Source organism: Pantoea sp. B550, assembly GCF_024158165.1.
Taxonomy (GTDB): Bacteria; Pseudomonadota; Gammaproteobacteria; order Enterobacterales; family Enterobacteriaceae; genus Pantoea; species Pantoea alfalfae.
This window is the reverse complement of record NZ_JAMYXI010000003.1, coordinates 2,215,185-2,232,653: the sequence shown is the minus strand read 5'-3', so window position 1 is coordinate 2,232,653 and position 17,469 is coordinate 2,215,185. Positions and strand designations below refer to the sequence as shown.

Below are 17,469 nucleotides of genomic sequence, written 5' to 3'. Positions count from 1 at the left end.
ATGGCAACGCCCGTTCCCGTTAAACGCGGTAAGAAACCCCGCGGCACCCCTGTCGCCGCACCTGCGGGCGGTCAGGTTCAATCGCTGACGCGCGGCCTGACATTGCTGGAGCTGATTGCTGACTCACATGGCAGCGTGGCGCTGACCGAGCTGGCACAGCAGGCGGGCCTGCCCAACTCCACCACGCATCGCCTGCTCAGCACCATGCAACAGCAGGGTTTTGTCCGTCAGGTGGGCGATCTCGGACTGTGGACAATCGGCGCGCATGCCTTTGTGGTCGGCAGCAGTTTCCTGCAAAGCCGGAATCTGCTGGCGCTGGTCCACCCGGTGCTGCGGAGCCTGATGGAGCAGTCCGGTGAAACGGTAAATCTGGCGGTGCTGGATCTCAGTGACCACCAGGCGGTGATCATTGATCAGGTACAGTGCACCCAACTGATGCGGATGTCCGCGCCGATAGGCGGCAAGCTGCCGATGCATGCGTCAGGCGCAGGCAAAGCGTTTCTGGCGCATCTGGGTGATGAACAGGTTACCACCCTGCTGCATCAGAAAGGATTGCATTACTACACGCCAAAGACCCTGATGTCGCCGCAGAGCCTGAAAGAGAATCTGGCGCAGGTACGCAAAGCGGGCTTTTCGCTGGATGATGAAGAGCATGCACTTGGACTGCGCTGTGTCGCCGCGCCCCTCTACGATGAACATGGCGAGGCGTTTGCCGCGCTCTCGATTTCCGGCCCTATCGCTCGCATGACAGACGATCGGATTACGGAATTAGGTGCGCTGGTCATCCGCGAAGCGCGTCAGGTTACGCTGGCGTACAGCGGCCGTTAATAGCCTCTGACGCGTAGCAGACGCTGAAACGCTGCGTCTGCCGCCAGGCGATGACCTCTTCAACATGGCCATGAGCGAGGCGCTGCTGCTGCGCGCGCCACCAGCGGGCGTCGAATATCTCCGGATGCAGTTGTAGCAGTAAGGCGCCAGTCGCGGCTTCACTGCATAACGCATAGCGGAAGGTTTCCGGGAAGACATCATCCGGTCCGACGCTGTACCACGGCTCAGCGCTAAGTTCATCTTCCTCATAGCGCGCCGCGGGCACCTCGCGGAAATTCAGCGCCTGCATCGGGCGGATCTCATCGTAATCGTAGAAAATCACCCGGCCATGACGGGTTATGCCGAAGTTTTTAAACAGCATGTCGCCAGGAAATATGTTGGCGGCTGCCAGCTGTTTAATCGCGTGGCCATACTCTTCAATGGCGTGTCGTCGCTCAGCGTCGCTGGCCTGCGCCAGGTAGAGGTTAAGCGGCTGCATACGACGCTCCAGCCACAGGTGACGAATGATCAGGCGATCACCTTCGATATGCAGCTTTTCTGCCACGCAGGCGTGGAGTTCCGTCAGCAGCGCCGGTGAGATACGCGACAGTGGCAGCACAAACTGCTCGAACGCCTGCGTATCCGCCATCCGACCCACGCGATCGTGCTCTTTGACCTGCTGATAACAGGCGCGGACCTGCGCTTCCGTCACCTCTTTTTGCGGCGCGAATTGATCCTTTATCACCTTGAACACCCAGTCAAAGCCCGGCAGCGTGAAGACCAGCATCACCATGCCCCGCACGCCAGGCGCGATCTCAAAGGCCGTCTCACTCTCTGCCAGCGCCTGAAGATATTCGCGATAGCTTTCGGTTTTACCGTGCTTCTGGCAGCCAATCGCCATATAGCGTTCCGCCAGCGTTTTGCCGGGCAGAATCGGTTGCAGCCAGGCCACCAGCGCCGCAGGCACCGGGGCATACACCATGAAATAGGCACGGGCAAAACCAAAGACAATGCTGGCGTCATTCACATCGGTCAGGCAGGTGTCGATCCACAGCTCGCCACTTTCAGTGCGCTGTATCGGCAGCAGACAGGGAAAAATGCCCTCCGGCAGATGCAGGCGCGCCACCAGCCAGGCGGTTTTGTTGCGATAGAAGAGTTCACAGTTGACCTCCAGCCAGCCCTGATCCAGCCGGGGGAAATACGACTGCAGGTGGCGGACAATCCAGCCGACATCGCGCGCGCGGTGCTGCCACGGCAGCGTCAGCGGTAAATCTCCCAGCACCTGATCCACTAATGCCCGCCAGCCCCGCTCCGGCTGATAATGGCGCGACAACGGCCTCAAAGGTGTGATTGGTGCGGTCTGGGACTGGGAGCTGAAGATAAATAGCCGATCCGGTTGCAGGTCAGTATGTCCATGCAACCGGCAGTAAACCGAGTTAAAGAAGCTTTCAGCGATCTCATGCCGTGGATAGCCAGGCAGCAGGCTTTGATAGTGATCCTTGACCCGCAGCCAGAAAATCTCATCCCAGCTGGCCGCGCCATTCAGCACCCGCAGCTGATCGGCCACCAGGCTGACGTGATGATCATAGAGATGAATGCGGGCCTTCATGGCATGCTGCACTGCCTGCCAATCCGCCTGCTCGAACCGCTGCTGCGCCCCGGCCGTAATATCCAGAAAGCGGCCATACTGCGCATCAAAACCCTGCAGGATAGTGTGGGCGATCAGAGATTCGCGTGGCGGCATAGTCAGCTCCGGTCAATGACCGCCCACGTGGTGCGGGCGGGGAATCCGTCATAGAAGAAGCGTCAGAACTGATGCTCTTCGGTCGAACCGGTAAGCGCGGTGACTAAAGACTTACCGCCCTGAATGATGTTGGTCACCTGATCGAAATAACCGGTGCCCACTTCCTGCTGATGTGACGAGAAGCTGTAACCGCGATCGCGGGCAGCGAACTCAGGCTGCTGCACTTTTTCCACGTAGTGACGCATGCCTTCGCCCTGGGCGTAGGCATGCGCCAGATCGAACATGTTGAACCACATGCTGTGGATGCCCGCCAGCGTGATGAACTGGAAACGATAGCCCATGTCGCTGAGCGCCTGCTGGAACTTCGCGATGGTGCGATCATCGAGGTTCTTCTTCCAGTTGAACGACGGTGAGCAGTTGTAAGCCAGCAGTTTGCCCGGGAAGCGCGCATGAATGGCGTCGGCAAAGCGCTGTGCCATCGCCAGATCCGGCGTCGAGGTTTCGCACCACAGGATGTCAGCATAAGGTGCATAGGCCAGCCCGCGGCTGATCGCCTGTTCAATGCCAGCGTGGGTGCGGAAAAAGCCTTCTGCCGTCCGGTCACCAGGGATAAAGGGACGATCGTATTCATCGCAGTCTGAGGTAATCAGGTCAGCGGCGTCGGCGTCAGTGCGGGCCAGCAGCACGGTGGGTACGCCCATTACATCCGCAGCCAGCCGTGCCGCCACCAGTTTCTGAATCGCTTCCTGAGTCGGTACCAGCACTTTACCGCCCATGTGACCGCATTTTTTTACCGCCGCCAGCTGATCTTCGAAGTGGACCGCAGCCGCGCCCGCCTGAATCATCGCCTTCATCAGCTCATACGCATTGAGTACGCCGCCAAAACCGGCTTCCGCATCGGCAACAATCGGCAGGAAGAAATCGGTGTACCGGCTGTCATCCTTTTCGATGCCACTGGACCACTGAATCTGATCGGCACGCTGAAAGGTCTGATTAATGCGGGTCACCACTTCCGGCACCGAGTTCACCGGGTAGAGAGACTGATCGGGATACATCTGCCCTGCCACGTTGGCATCCGCAGCCACCTGCCAGCCAGAAAGGTAAATTGCTTCAATGCCCGCTTTGGCCTGCTGCAGTGCCTGCCCGCCGCTGAGCGCACCCAGACTGTTGATGTACCCTTTCTTCGCCTCCCCGTTCAGCAGCGTCCATAATTTTTCCGCACCGCGCTCTGCCAGCGTACAGGCGGGAAGAACAGAACCGCGCAGATTGACAACCTCTGCTGCGCTGTAAGGGCGGGTAATGCCCTGCCAGCGTGCGGTCTGCCAGAGTTGTTCCAGTTGATCTATCTGTTGAGTACGTGTCATGGCAATAGCTCCTCTGTTCAGGGGATCAGGCGGTAGCCTGGCAGGGTAAGAAAGGAAACCAGCTCGCGTTCGGTAGTGATCTGCGCCATCAACTGTGCCGCGTCGTCATAGCGACCGGCACTAAAACGGGCTTCGCCCAGCGCGTTTTGCAGCAGATGCAGCTCTTCATTCAGCCAGCGCAGAAACAGTTCGGCCGTGACCTGCTGGCCACTGCTCAGCATTTGCTGGTGACGAATCCATTGCCAGATTGAGGTGCGTGCGATCTCAGCAGTCGCGGCATCCTCCATCAGTCCGTCAATTGGCACACAGCCGTTGCCGCTAATCCACGCTTCAAGATATTGCAGTGCGACGCGGATATTGGCGCGCATTCCGGCTTCAGTGCGCTCGCCCTGGCAGGGCGCCAGTAACTGCTCCGCCGTGATGGGGGCATCTTCTTCGCGCAGAATATGCAGCTGATTCGGCCGGTCACCCAGCGCAGCATTGAAGACCGCCATGGCGGTATCTGCCAGGCCCGGATGCGCAATCCAGGTGCCGTCATGCCCGTTGTCCGCCTCCCGCTCTTTATCTTCCGTTACGCGCTGCAGCACCCAGGCATTGCGCGTCGGATCTTTAGCGGGGATCAGCGCAGACATCCCGCCCATCGCAAAAGCGCCCCGGCGATGACAGGTTTTAATCAGCAGGCGCGAGTAAGCATCCAGAAACGGCTGAGACATGGTGACAGACTGGCGATCCGGCAGTACGCGATCCGCATGTTGTTTCAGGGTTTTGATGTAGCTGAAGATGTAGTCCCAGCGGCCACAATTGAGGCCCACAATGTGATCGCGCAGATTCCACAGGATCTCATCCATCTGAAACACGGCGGGTAAGGTTTCGATCAGCACTGTCGCTTTGATCGTGCCGCGCGGCAGATCGAACTGATCCTCGCTGAAGCTAAAGATCTCACGCCACCATGCGATCTCCTGCCAGCTCTCAGTCTTAGGCAGATAGAAGTAAGGTCCGCTGCCCTTGGCCAGTAAAGGACGGACGTTGTGGAAGAAATAGAGCGCGAAATCAAACAGCCCACCCGGAATCGCCTCGCCCTGCCAGCTGACATGTTTTTCTGACAGATGCAGGCCGCGAACCCGACACATCAGCACAGCTGGATTAGCGCCGAGCTGATAAATTTTGCCAGTGTCGCTGGTGTAACTCAGCGTACCCAGCACAGCTTCGCGCAGAGTAAGCTGCCCGTCAATCAGCTTTGACCACTCCGGTGACAGCGAATCCTCAAAGTCGGCCATAAAAACCTTTACGTTTGAATTCAGGGCATTAATCACCATTTTTCGCTCGGGTGGACCGGTGATCTCAACCCGACGATCTTTTAAATCTGCCGGAATGGGTTGAATACGCCACGCGCTGGCTCTTATGGAAGCGGTTTCCATATCGAAGTCTGGAAGATAGCCCTCGTCATATCGACGCTGACGTTGCTGGCGAGCCGACAACAGCACGTCGCGTTGTGGTGCAAAGCGTGCAATCAGCCCCTCTAAGAAAGAGACGGCCTCGGGCGTTAACAGCTGCTGTTCGGCATGATTAAAGGGCTGGCTGAAAGAGAGGGTATGGCTGATCACTGAGTCTGTCATGCTGGCTTTCTCCTGTATTCAAAGGATCGAATGCAGCGGATCCACACGGTGTTCGTTTTGTGAGCGACAGGATCAGAGCATAATCATTTATTTTTATAAATCAAAAGCTATTTCCATTTTTAAATAAAAATCAACTTATCCTTATGTTTTATCAGAAATAAAATTTTCATCCATTAAAGGAATCGCTTTCATTTAACGTTATGAAGGCGAAAAAAAACCGTGTTGCCATCGGCTAACACGGTTCCGTTGATCTTCAGACGGGACTATTCCAGCGTTGGGTTCATGTGACGCAGATCGAACGGCGTGATCTGGTAAACGTAGTAGTTGAGCCAGTTCGAGAACAGCAGATTGCCGTGACTGCGCCAGGTGGCGCGGGGTGGCAATACCGGATTATCCTGCGGGAAATAGTTATAAGGGACTTCCGGATTCACCCCCGCTTCATAATCGCGATGATACTCACCAGACAATGTAAGGGCATCATATTCCGGGTGACCGGTAACAAACACCAGACGTTTGTCTTTACTCGCCATCAGATAGGCACCGGTTTGTTCCGATTCAGCAAACAGCTCAAGATCGGTGTAATCCGTTATCAAATGAGTGGGAAAATCAGCATAGCGTGAGTGCGGTGCGAGGAAATTATCATCAAAACCGCGGGTCAGTAACGCATGGGGATGCAGTATCTGATGCTCATAGACGCCAGACAGTTTGTTATGCCGGGTTTGCTTGGGGATGCCATACAGAATGTTAAGCGCGGCCTGAACCGCCCAACAGACAAACAGGGTTGAGGTGACATGCTCATTTGCCCAGTGCAGAACGCGCTGAATCTGTGGCCAGTAAGCGACATCATTAAAATCAACCAGCCCGAGTGGTGCACCTGTCACGATTAAGCCATCGTAGTTATCATGCTGGATATCTTCAAAATTGCAGTAGAAGTTGTTGAGGTGTTCAGTGGGCGTATTGCGTGACTCGCGGCTGTCGATGCGCAGCAGCTGAATATCGATCTGTAAGGGCGAGTTGGAAAGCAGACGCAGAAACTGATTCTCCGTTTCGATCTTTTTCGGCATCAGATTCAGTATGAGCACTTTAAGCGGGCGGATCTCCTGAACACTGGCGCGCGACGATGTCATCACAAAGACATTTTCGTCACGCAAAAAATTCACTGCCGGTAATTCGTCGGGAACCCTGATTGGCATAACCTGCTCACCTCTCGCAACCATATAAACGTTTAGACATCTGGATGCCCAACATTATAGTGATCAGCAGAGATTGTCGAGGTTTGATGCAGAAAATGAAAATGTTTCAGCTTAACGTGGCAAACAACAGACGTAAAAAAGCCCCGCACTGCGTGCGGGGCTTCTTCACTTATATAATGCCTGGCAGTTCCCTACTCTCGCATGGGGAGGCCCCACACTACCATCGGCGCTACGGCGTTTCACTTCTGAGTTCGGCATGGGGTCAGGTGGGACCACCGCGCTAAAGCCGCCAGGCAAATTCTTTGTGCTCTGTCCTGTGTCTTTTGTGCTGATGCTGCGTTGGCCGCCCTCGCGCTACTCCGTCACATACTTCAGTATGCTCCTTCGTATCGGTCGGTTGCCGCCTTGCCTCAGCGCAAAATCCTTCGGACTTCAGCCCGCAGGACACAACTGTATCCGGTTAACAAGCTGAAAATCTGTCTCTCAAAAACGCCTCTGGCGTTGTAAGGTTAAGCCTCACGGGTCATTAGTACCGGTTAGCTCAACGCATCGCTGCGCTTACACACCCGGCCTATCAACGTCGTAGTCTTCAACGTCCCTTCAGGACCCTCAAGGAGTCAGGGAGAACTCATCTCGGGGCAAGTTTCGTGCTTAGATGCTTTCAGCACTTATCTTTTCCGCACTTAGCTACCGGGCAGTGCCATTGGCATGACAACCCGAACACCAGTGGTGCGTTCACTCCGGTCCTCTCGTACTAGGAGCAACCCCCCTCAATTCTCCAGCGCCCACGGCAGATAGGGACCGAACTGTCTCACGACGTTCTAAACCCAGCTCGCGTACCACTTTAAACGGCGAACAGCCGTACCCTTGGGACCTACTTCAGCCCCAGGATGTGATGAGCCGACATCGAGGTGCCAAACACCGCCGTCGATATGAACTCTTGGGCGGTATCAGCCTGTTATCCCCGGAGTACCTTTTATCCGTTGAGCGATGGCCCTTCCATTCAGAACCACCGGATCACTATGACCTGCTTTCGCACCTGCTCGAGCCGTCACTCTCGCAGTCAAGCCAGCTTATGCCATTGCACTAACCTCACGATGTCCGACCGTGATTAGCTGACCTTCGTGCTCCTCCGTTACTCTTTAGGAGGAGACCGCCCCAGTCAAACTACCCACCAGACACTGTCCGCAGCCCGGATAACGGGCCTACGTTAGAACATCAAACATTAAAGGGTGGTATTTCAAGGTTGGCTCCACGCAGACTGGCGTCCGCGCTTCAAAGCCTCCCACCTATCCTACACATCAAGGCTCAATGTTCAGTGTCAAGCTGTAGTAAAGGTTCACGGGGTCTTTCCGTCTTGCCGCGGGTACACTGCATCTTCACAGCGAGTTCAATTTCACTGAGTCTCGGGTGGAGACAGCCTGGCCATCATTACGCCATTCGTGCAGGTCGGAACTTACCCGACAAGGAATTTCGCTACCTTAGGACCGTTATAGTTACGGCCGCCGTTTACCGGGGCTTCGATCAAGAGCTTCTCCTTGCGGATAACCCCATCAATTAACCTTCCGGCACCGGGCAGGCGTCACACCGTATACGTCCACTTTCGTGTTTGCACAGTGCTGTGTTTTTAATAAACAGTTGCAGCCAGCTGGTATCTTCGACTGGCTTCGGCTCGGGGAGCAAGTCCCTCCACCTACGCGCCAGCGTGCCTTCTCCCGAAGTTACGGCACCATTTTGCCTAGTTCCTTCACCCGAGTTCTCTCAAGCGCCTTGGTATTCTCTACCTGACCACCTGTGTCGGTTTGGGGTACGATTCTGTGTTACCTGATGCTTAGAGGCTTTTCCTGGAAGCTGGGCATTTATCACTTCAGCACCGTAGTGCCTCGTCGTCACGCCTCAGCGTTGATAAGGGACCGGATTTACCTGGACCCTCCGCCTACACGCTTAAACCGGGACAACCGTCGCCCGGCTGATATAGCCTTCTCCGTCCCCCCTTCGCAGTAACACCGAGTACAGGAATATTAACCTGTTTCCCATCGACTACGCCTTTCGGCCTCGCCTTAGGGGTCGACTCACCCTGCTCCGATTAACGTTGAACAGGAACCCTTGGTCTTCCGGCGAGCGGGCTTTTCACCCGCTTTATCGTTACTTATGTCAGCATTCGCACTTCTGATACCTCCAGCATGCCTCACAGCACACCTTCGACGGCTTACAGAACGCTCCCCTACCCAACAACACATAGTGTCGCTGCCGCAGCTTCGGTGCATGGTTTAGCCCCGTTACATCTTCCGCGCAGGCCGACTCGACCAGTGAGCTATTACGCTTTCTTTAAATGATGGCTGCTTCTAAGCCAACATCCTGGCTGTCTGTGCCTTCCCACATCGTTTCCCACTTAACCATGACTTTGGGACCTTAGCTGGCGGTCTGGGTTGTTTCCCTCTTCACGACGGACGTTAGCACCCGCCGTGTGTCTCCCGTGATAACATTCTCCGGTATTCGCAGTTTGCATCGGGTTGGTAAGCCGGGATGGCCCCCTAGCCGAAACAGTGCTCTACCCCCGGAGATGAGTTCACGAGGCGCTACCTAAATAGCTTTCGGGGAGAACCAGCTATCTCCCGGTTTGATTGGCCTTTCACCCCCAGCCACAGGTCATCCGCTAATTTTTCAACATTAGTCGGTTCGGTCCTCCAGTTAGTGTTACCCAACCTTCAACCTGCCCATGGCTAGATCACCGGGTTTCGGGTCTATACCCTGCAACTTAACGCCCAGTTAAGACTCGGTTTCCCTGCGGCTCCCCTATACGGTTAACCTTGCTACAGAATATAAGTCGCTGACCCATTATACAAAAGGTACGCAGTCACCCCCGTAAAGAGGGCTCCCACTGCTTGTACGTACACGGTTTCAGGTTCTGTTTCACTCCCCTCGCCGGGGTTCTTTTCGCCTTTCCCTCACGGTACTGGTTCACTATCGGTCAGTCAGGAGTATTTAGCCTTGGAGGATGGTCCCCCCATATTCAGACAGGATACCACGTGTCCCGCCTTACTCATCGAGCTCACAGCGCGTGTGCTTTTGTGTACGGGAGTATCACCCTGTACCCTGCGACTTTCCAGACGCTTCCACTAACACACATGCTGATTCAGGCTCTGGGCTGCTCCCCGTTCGCTCGCCGCTACTGGGGGAATCTCGGTTGATTTCTTTTCCTCGGGGTACTTAGATGTTTCAGTTCCCCCGGTTCGCCTTGCAGCACTATGTATTCATGCTGCAATGATGCACAGAGTGCACCGGGTTTCCCCATTCGGACATCGACGGCTGTAGCGGTTCATATCACCTTACCGTCGCTTTACGCAGATTAGCACGTCCTTCATCGCCTCTGACTGCCTGGGCATCCACCGTGTACGCTTAGTCGCTTAACCTCACAACCCACAGGCGTTTTGCAACGCTGCAGACTGCAAGCATTTGAGAGACTCGAACGTGCCGCGTTTTTCATTCTTGTTACGGAGAATGAAAGCGACACGTCGTTTCAATTTTCAGCTTGTTCCGGATTGTTAAAGAGCAAATATCTCAAACGCGACCCGGCTGCTTACGCAGCCAGAACGGCTTTGAGATACTGTATGGAGACATCTTTCACCTGTCACCAAGCAGGTGGCGTCCCCTAGGGGATTCGAACCCCTGTTGCCGCCGTGAAAGGGCGGAGTCCTAACCGCTAGACGAAGGGGACACGATAGTGTCACGACTTCGCAGCCGTCCTGCTCATTACTTTTTATCAGACAATCTGTGTGGACACTGCGCGGGAAGGTATCTTCAGGTAAGGAGGTGATCCAACCGCAGGTTCCCCTACGGTTACCTTGTTACGACTTCACCCCAGTCATGAATCACAAAGTGGTAAGCGCCCTCCCGAAGGTTAAGCTACCTACTTCTTTTGCAACCCACTCCCATGGTGTGACGGGCGGTGTGTACAAGGCCCGGGAACGTATTCACCGTGGCATTCTGATCCACGATTACTAGCGATTCCGACTTCACGGAGTCGAGTTGCAGACTCCGATCCGGACTACGACGCACTTTGTGAGGTCCGCTTGCTCTCGCGAGGTCGCTTCTCTTTGTATGCGCCATTGTAGCACGTGTGTAGCCCTACTCGTAAGGGCCATGATGACTTGACGTCATCCCCACCTTCCTCCGGTTTATCACCGGCAGTCTCCTTTGAGTTCCCGACCGAATCGCTGGCAACAAAGGATAAGGGTTGCGCTCGTTGCGGGACTTAACCCAACATTTCACAACACGAGCTGACGACAGCCATGCAGCACCTGTCTCACGGTTCCCGAAGGCACTGAGGCATCTCTGCCAGATTCCGTGGATGTCAAGAGTAGGTAAGGTTCTTCGCGTTGCATCGAATTAAACCACATGCTCCACCGCTTGTGCGGGCCCCCGTCAATTCATTTGAGTTTTAACCTTGCGGCCGTACTCCCCAGGCGGTCGACTTAACGCGTTAGCTCCGGAAGCCACTCCTCAAGGGAACAACCTCCAAGTCGACATCGTTTACGGCGTGGACTACCAGGGTATCTAATCCTGTTTGCTCCCCACGCTTTCGCACCTGAGCGTCAGTCTTTGTCCAGGGGGCCGCCTTCGCCACCGGTATTCCTCCAGATCTCTACGCATTTCACCGCTACACCTGGAATTCTACCCCCCTCTACAAGACTCAAGCCTGCCAGTTTCAAATGCAGTTCCCAGGTTAAGCCCGGGGATTTCACATCTGACTTAACAGACCGCCTGCGTGCGCTTTACGCCCAGTAATTCCGATTAACGCTTGCACCCTCCGTATTACCGCGGCTGCTGGCACGGAGTTAGCCGGTGCTTCTTCTGCGGGTAACGTCAATCGGCGCGGTTATTAACCGCACCGCCTTCCTCCCCGCTGAAAGTACTTTACAACCCGAAGGCCTTCTTCATACACGCGGCATGGCTGCATCAGGCTTGCGCCCATTGTGCAATATTCCCCACTGCTGCCTCCCGTAGGAGTCTGGACCGTGTCTCAGTTCCAGTGTGGCTGGTCATCCTCTCAGACCAGCTAGGGATCGTCGCCTAGGTGGGCCATTACCCCGCCTACTAGCTAATCCCATCTGGGTTCATCCGATAGTGAGAGGCCCGAAGGTCCCCCTCTTTGGTCTTGCGACGTTATGCGGTATTAGCCACCGTTTCCAGTGGTTATCCCCCTCTATCGGGCAGATCCCCAGACATTACTCACCCGTCCGCCACTCGTCACCCGAGAGCAAGCTCTCTGTGCTACCGTCCGACTTGCATGTGTTAGGCCTGCCGCCAGCGTTCAATCTGAGCCATGATCAAACTCTTCAATTTAAGTTTGATTTGCTTAAACAAGTTAAGCGGTGCTCATCTGTAAAACGTCATAATGAATTTCATTATGTGTTCACTCGTGAGGCTTTGATATTTTTGTGCGTCCAAAGACGCTGATATCAATCCTGCGAGTGCCCACACAGATTGTCTGATAAATTGTTAAAGAGCAGTGCGAACAGTGCGTTAGCGTCCTGTCGCGAGGTGGCGTATATTACGCTTTCCTCCTGCAGAGTCAACCTCTTTCTCAGAAGTTTTTCTCCGGCGGGTCAGTCTCCTGAACCTTCAACCCGTTTCCCGTTTCCGGTGTGCCGTGTTGATGGATGCGCATTATAGGGAGTTGCCGGAGAGTCGCAACCCATAAATTGCATAAAAAAGAGCGTTCGCTGCATTCCACAGCAAAAGCCGCTGTTATACGCAGTTACGCACAATGTTATCCACACAGAGCAGGCTGAATGAATTTAGGCGAGCATCACGCAAACGTTTTCGCTACAATGCCGGGCAATATTCCGGACACCCCTTTTCGGGGCGTTACCTGAGGTTTTTGATCTTTTCTTCTTATATAGAAGAGAAAACCGCTGTAAAGCCTGACGTAACGCTCTTATATACGCGAAACAAAGCCAAGGGATAAACCACCATGCAACAACCTCGTCCTGTACGCCGCGCATTGCTCAGTGTCTCTGACAAAGCCGGTATCCTCGAATTTGCTCAGTCGCTCTCAAGTCGCGGTGTCGAACTGCTCTCCACAGGTGGAACCGCTCGCCTTCTGGCGGATGCGGGTCTGGCTGTTACTGAAGTCTCTGACTACACCGGTTTCCCGGAAATGATGGATGGACGCGTCAAAACCCTGCATCCGAAAGTGCATGGCGGCATTCTGGGTCGTCGCGGCCAGGATGATGCCATCATGGCGCAGCACGACATCAGCCCAATCGACATGGTGGTCGTTAACCTCTATCCCTTTGCACAGACGGTCGCCCGTGAAGGATGTTCACTGGAAGAGGCGGTGGAAAACATCGACATCGGTGGCCCGACCATGGTGCGCTCTGCTGCCAAGAACCATAAAGATGTCGCCATTGTGGTCAGCAGCGGTGACTACGACGCCATCATTGCTGAAATGGATGCGCATGAGAACGCGCTGACGCTTGAGACCCGTTTCGATCTGGCCATCAAAGCCTTCGAACATACCGCCGCCTATGACAGCATGATCGCTAACTACTTCGGTACCCTGGTGCCAGCCTATCACGGTGAACGCAATCAGCCCGCTGGCCGTTTCCCGCGTACCCTGAATCTGAACTTCATTAAGAAGCAGGATATGCGTTACGGCGAGAACAGCCATCAGGATGCTGCCTTCTATATAGAAGAGAACATTACTGAAGCGTCAGTAGCGACCGCGCAGCAGGTTCAGGGCAAAGCGCTCTCCTATAACAATATTGCTGACACGGATGCGGCACTGGAATGCGTTAAAGAGTTCAGTGAACCCGCCTGCGTCATCGTTAAGCATGCTAACCCCTGTGGTGTCGCGACCGGTGACAATCTGCTGGCAGCCTATGAGCGTGCTTACCAGACCGACCCGACCTCCGCGTTCGGCGGCATCATTGCCTTTAACCGCGAGCTGGATGAAGCGACGGCACAGGCGATTATCAGCCGCCAGTTTGTTGAGGTGATCATCGCGCCTGCCGTTTCCGAAGCCGCGCTAAAAATTACCGCTGCGAAACAGAATGTTCGTGTCCTGATCTGCGGCCAGTGGCAAAACCGCACTGCCGCGCTGGATTTCAAACGCGTCAATGGCGGCCTGCTGGTCCAGGATCGTGATCTCGGCATGGTGGACGCCAGCCAGCTGCGTGTAGTCAGCAAGCGCCAGCCAACAGAACAGGAGCTGCGTGATGCGCTGTTCTGCTGGAAAGTCGCGAAGTTCGTTAAGTCCAATGCCATTGTGTATGCACGCGACAACATGACTATCGGCATTGGCGCGGGTCAGATGAGCCGCGTCTACTCCGCTAAAATTGCGGGTATTAAAGCAGCCGATGAAGGTCTGGAAGTGAAAGGCTCAGCCATGGCGTCAGATGCCTTCTTCCCGTTCCGCGATGGTATTGATGCCGCCGCCGCGGCAGGCGTGAGCTGCGTTATCCAGCCAGGTGGCTCCATCCGCGATGAAGAAGTGATTGCGGCAGCCGATGAGCATGACATTGCGATGATCTTCACCGACATGCGCCACTTCCGCCATTAATCGTTCTGGAGAGTAACAGATGAAAATTTTAGTAATCGGCAATGGCGGACGTGAACATGCTCTGGCCTGGAAAGCGGCCCAGTCGCCACTGGCGGAAACCGTATTTGTCGCGCCTGGTAATGCGGGCACCGCATTAGAGCCTGCGCTGCAGAACGTCGCGATCAGTGCGACAGATGTCCCTGCCCTGCTTGAATTTGCCCAGCGTGAAAAGATCGATCTGACGATTGTCGGGCCGGAAGCGCCGCTGGTGATTGGCGTCGTGGATGCCTTCCGTAAGGCAGGGCTGGCTATCTTTGGTCCGACGCAGGCCGCGGCACAGCTGGAAGGCTCTAAAGCCTTCACCAAAGATTTTCTGGCACGTCACCAGATCCCCAGCGCGGCGTATCAGAACTTTACCGACGTTGAGCCTGCTCTCGCATATTTGCGTGAGAAAGGTGCGCCCATCGTTATTAAAGCCGACGGCCTGGCCGCAGGTAAAGGCGTGATTGTCGCAATGACGCTGCAGGAAGCTGAGGATGCGGTTCAGGATATGCTGGCAGGTAACGCGTTTGGCGATGCCGGACACCACATTGTGATTGAAGAGTTTCTGGATGGCGAAGAAGCCAGCTTCATCGTGATGGTAGACGGCGAGCATGTACTGCCGATGGCCACCAGCCAGGATCACAAACGCGTCGGCGATGGCGACACTGGTCCGAACACCGGTGGTATGGGGGCCTACTCACCGGCTCCGGTTGTCACCGATGAGATCCACCAGCGCGTGATGGATCAGGTTATCTGGCCAACCGTGCGTGGCATGGCCGCAGAAGGCAACGTCTACACCGGTTTCCTCTATGCCGGTCTGATGATCGACCACACCGGGCAGCCGAAAGTAATCGAATTTAACTGCCGCTTCGGCGATCCGGAAACGCAGCCGATCATGCTGCGCCTTCAGTCGGATCTGGTCGATCTTTGCCTGGCTGCCTGTGACGGTAAGCTGGATCAGAAAAAGTCACAATGGGATCCCCGTCCTGCGCTGGGTGTGGTACTGGCGGCAGGCGGTTATCCGGGTAATTACGCTCAGGGCGATCAGATTCATGGGCTCCCACTGGAAGAGGTTGCCGACGGCAAGGTATTCCACGCCGGAACACGTCTGGAAGAGGATCGGGTACTGACGAACGGTGGCCGTGTGCTGTGCGTCACTGCGCTGGGTGACGATGTCGCTGCGGCACAAAAGCGGGCTTACGAGCTGACAAAGCCAATTTCATGGCAGGGCAGTTTCTGTCGCCGCGATATCGGCTACCGCGCTATTAACCGCAAATAAGCGAAGGGGGCACCTGGTGCCCCCTTTTCACTTCACATATCGTCTTCTGTCGGCTGCTGTGAGCAGTCATCCTTCTGACTGACCCGCAACAACTGAATTCCTTCAGGTGCTTCAAGCCATGACACCATCAGCGGTGCCGATGCGCTACGCTGCTGCTGTGTCAGCATCTGCACCTCGTCAGCATCAAAAGCGGGTCTGACCTGCTGGCCTTCACAATTCTCCAGCACATTGTTTCCCAGCCAGTGTCCCTGTTTCAGGAACACCTGACCGCTTAACAGCGCATCGCTGAGGTTACGCATGCGCTCGGCATCAAACTTATAGAGTTCAACCGCATCCGGGCTGACCGCTTCACGCCGGCCTGCAAGCTGGCGCTGCATAAAGTTGAGACCACCCGCCTGGTCGAAGCGCAGGGTTACATCGTCAGGTTGTTTGCCCTTCACCTGGCGCTGAATGCTGATCAATGACTCTTCCAGCCAGACATAGTCAGTCACTTCACCTTCACCGCCACTGAACGGCGTATAGAGGGTGCGGATATGAACTGACTGATGGTCGCTATTTTTGCGCCAGATACGAACAACACCACGATCGGCAAGATAGCCACTGGCAGAAAAGGGAGGTATATCCGGAGTCGAGCTGCAGCCGAAAAGAAACAGAGAGAGAAACAGAACAGATAAACGCGGTAACAGCGGAATCATGATGGCTGGCCTCTTAAAAACAAAAGGGGCGAAACGCCCCCTGTTTTAAAGCTTAACCGCAGTGCGACGTCTTACTTAACGGCGTCTTTCAGCGCTTTACCAGACACGAATGCCGGTACGTTTGCTGCAGCGATTTTAATCTCTTTGCCAGTCTGCGGGTTACGACCGGTACGCTCAGCGCGGTGGTTCACTTTAAAAGTACCAAAACCAACCAGTTGTACAGCATCACCATCTTTCAGAGACTCAGTGATCGCAGCCAGAGTCGATTCCAGCGCTGCCTTTGCCTGGGTTTTAGACAGGTCAGCTTTTTCTGCGATCACATCAATCAGTTGAGTCTTGTTCATAAGTTATCCTTAAAGTGTATTTATCGCTTGCTAAGCAACGAGTGCGAGGGAAAAGCCATATTCTGGCACTCTTCTGCCTGCACGCACCGATAGCCACAATTTTCAGCCCCCCAAATGTAGACCAGACAGGGGGCCAATGTGAAGCCTTCAGGCGCGCTAATTCGGGCCTGAAGTCACGTTTTATCGCCTTACTGCTGGAAATTTATACCGATGTTACTAATTCCCGCTTCACGCAGGTCAGATCGCAGACCTTTAATCAATTCAAGGTCGCGCTCTTCACACTCCGCCAGCAGACGGAAAATCTCCCACTGGAGGTCCCACTCATCGATGATAGCCGGGTTTTCACGCAGCTCTTCATCGGTCATTTCGCGTCCAGCCTGGGTCATCTCCAGCATAGCGACGGTGGTAATTGAGGTCTCGCTGACTTCAATAGCATGCTCAAGCGTTTCGCCGCTCAGCTGCGCATGAACGACTTCGCTTAATGCCACACAGGCATCGATAGCCGGATAAACGCCGTAAACCTCAAATGCATCGCCATCAGGAATGGCGGCTTCGAGTTTTTCCAGCTGGCTGTCGAAGTTAATCTTCGCATCTTTGACCGTCAGGTTTTCCCAGATCAGATCAAGAATCCGGCGATAGAGTGCCGGATCGGCAAATTCAGTCTGCTCGCAGAATGCGCGATAGTTGGGATACATGCGTTCGCACAGGCAGGCCATAAAAGTCAGGTGCTGCCAGCTTTCCAGCTTCGCCAGACGCAGATGAACGGGGTTCTGTAACATAAAGGTGGCTCTTATTCGTTTCTCTGGCCGCAGTGTAACTGCAAAACCGCAGCACAAACA

Annotated in this window: 10 protein-coding genes, 1 tRNA gene and 3 rRNA genes; 3 read left to right on the top strand and 11 right to left on the bottom strand. The window is 54.9% G+C overall.

Annotation, left to right across the window (positions count from 1 at the left end; translation table 11 throughout):
- Positions 1-828, top strand: coding sequence for a glyoxylate bypass operon transcriptional repressor IclR (iclR, locus tag NIM72_RS13405; RefSeq protein ID WP_222924730.1), 828 nt, complete (start codon positions 1-3; stop codon positions 826-828).
- On the opposite strand, the gene aceK is transcribed toward iclR, so the two are convergent.
- From aceK to NIM72_RS13365, 8 genes are all read right to left on the bottom strand, one after another.
- Positions 803-2,551, bottom strand: a complete 1,749-nt coding sequence (gene aceK / locus NIM72_RS13400; RefSeq protein ID WP_253420719.1) for a bifunctional isocitrate dehydrogenase kinase/phosphatase — start codon at positions 2,549-2,551, stop codon at positions 803-805. The genes iclR and aceK overlap by 26 nt on opposite strands.
- Positions 2,552-2,613: 62 nt before the next feature.
- Positions 2,614-3,915: an isocitrate lyase gene (gene aceA, locus NIM72_RS13395; RefSeq protein WP_253420716.1), complete on the bottom strand. Its 1,302-nt coding sequence runs from the start codon at positions 3,913-3,915 to the stop codon at positions 2,614-2,616.
- A 17-nt stretch (positions 3,916-3,932) separates the two neighbouring features.
- Positions 3,933-5,531 (bottom strand): malate synthase A, encoded by a 1,599-nt coding sequence (gene aceB / locus NIM72_RS13390; protein WP_253420713.1) that lies wholly within the window; start codon positions 5,529-5,531, stop codon positions 3,933-3,935.
- A gap of 263 nt (positions 5,532-5,794) precedes the next feature.
- Positions 5,795-6,724: a homoserine O-succinyltransferase gene (gene metA / locus NIM72_RS13385; RefSeq protein WP_010252696.1), complete on the bottom strand. Its 930-nt coding sequence runs from the start codon at positions 6,722-6,724 to the stop codon at positions 5,795-5,797.
- Between the two features lie 178 nt (positions 6,725-6,902).
- Positions 6,903-7,018: ribosomal RNA gene (rrf, locus tag NIM72_RS13380) — 5S ribosomal RNA — on the bottom strand.
- A gap of 211 nt (positions 7,019-7,229) precedes the next feature.
- Positions 7,230-10,137, bottom strand: a 23S ribosomal RNA gene (locus NIM72_RS13375).
- Between the two features lie 230 nt (positions 10,138-10,367).
- Positions 10,368-10,442: transfer RNA gene (locus NIM72_RS13370), tRNA-Glu, on the bottom strand.
- An 88-nt stretch (positions 10,443-10,530) separates the two neighbouring features.
- A 16S ribosomal RNA gene (locus NIM72_RS13365) occupies positions 10,531-12,070 on the bottom strand.
- Together the 16S, 23S and 5S rRNA genes with 1 tRNA gene alongside form the textbook arrangement of a ribosomal RNA operon.
- A gap of 631 nt (positions 12,071-12,701) precedes the next feature.
- Here NIM72_RS13365 and purH point away from each other — a divergent pair.
- Together purH and purD are read left to right on the top strand one after the other, a co-directional pair.
- The gene (purH, locus tag NIM72_RS13360) at positions 12,702-14,291 is read left to right on the top strand and encodes a bifunctional phosphoribosylaminoimidazolecarboxamide formyltransferase/IMP cyclohydrolase (RefSeq protein WP_222924733.1); all 1,590 of its coding nucleotides are present in this window, start codon (positions 12,702-12,704) and stop codon (positions 14,289-14,291) included.
- A gap of 19 nt (positions 14,292-14,310) precedes the next feature.
- Entirely contained in the window at positions 14,311-15,591 is a 1,281-nt protein-coding gene (gene purD / locus NIM72_RS13355; RefSeq protein WP_253420710.1) for a phosphoribosylamine--glycine ligase, read from the top strand.
- A gap of 32 nt (positions 15,592-15,623) precedes the next feature.
- Here the strand turns inward: purD and NIM72_RS13350 are convergent, their stop codons facing one another.
- The 3 genes from NIM72_RS13350 to NIM72_RS13340 form a co-directional block, all read right to left on the bottom strand.
- The gene (locus NIM72_RS13350; RefSeq protein ID WP_161736288.1) at positions 15,624-16,286 is read right to left on the bottom strand and encodes a DUF1481 domain-containing protein; all 663 of its coding nucleotides are present in this window, start codon (positions 16,284-16,286) and stop codon (positions 15,624-15,626) included.
- Between the two features lie 71 nt (positions 16,287-16,357).
- On the bottom strand, positions 16,358-16,630 hold the full coding sequence (hupA, locus tag NIM72_RS13345) for a nucleoid-associated protein HU-alpha (RefSeq protein WP_003850136.1): 273 nt from the start codon (positions 16,628-16,630) through the stop codon (positions 16,358-16,360).
- A 188-nt stretch (positions 16,631-16,818) separates the two neighbouring features.
- Positions 16,819-17,409, bottom strand: coding sequence for a YjaG family protein (locus tag NIM72_RS13340; RefSeq protein ID WP_013359744.1), 591 nt, complete (start codon positions 17,407-17,409; stop codon positions 16,819-16,821).
- Between the last annotated feature and the right edge of the window lie 60 nt (positions 17,410-17,469).

Excerpts from the sequence above, each read along its gene's own strand:
- metA (WP_010252696.1), bottom strand. The coding sequence starts at position 6,724 with ATGCCAATCAGGGTTCCCGACGAATTACCGGCAGTGAATTTTTTGCGT.
- aceK (WP_253420719.1), bottom strand. The coding sequence starts at position 2,551 with ATGCCGCCACGCGAATCTCTGATCGCCCACACTATCCTGCAGGGTTTT.
- aceA (WP_253420716.1), bottom strand. The coding sequence starts at position 3,915 with ATGACACGTACTCAACAGATAGATCAACTGGAACAACTCTGGCAGACC.
- NIM72_RS13350 (WP_161736288.1), bottom strand. The coding sequence starts at position 16,286 with ATGATTCCGCTGTTACCGCGTTTATCTGTTCTGTTTCTCTCTCTGTTT.
- hupA (WP_003850136.1), bottom strand. The coding sequence starts at position 16,630 with ATGAACAAGACTCAACTGATTGATGTGATCGCAGAAAAAGCTGACCTG.
- purH (WP_222924733.1), top strand. The coding sequence starts at position 12,702 with ATGCAACAACCTCGTCCTGTACGCCGCGCATTGCTCAGTGTCTCTGAC.
- iclR (WP_222924730.1), top strand. The coding sequence starts at position 1 with ATGGCAACGCCCGTTCCCGTTAAACGCGGTAAGAAACCCCGCGGCACC.
- NIM72_RS13340 (WP_013359744.1), bottom strand. The coding sequence starts at position 17,409 with ATGTTACAGAACCCCGTTCATCTGCGTCTGGCGAAGCTGGAAAGCTGG.
- purD (WP_253420710.1), top strand. The coding sequence starts at position 14,311 with ATGAAAATTTTAGTAATCGGCAATGGCGGACGTGAACATGCTCTGGCC.
- aceB (WP_253420713.1), bottom strand. The coding sequence starts at position 5,531 with ATGACAGACTCAGTGATCAGCCATACCCTCTCTTTCAGCCAGCCCTTT.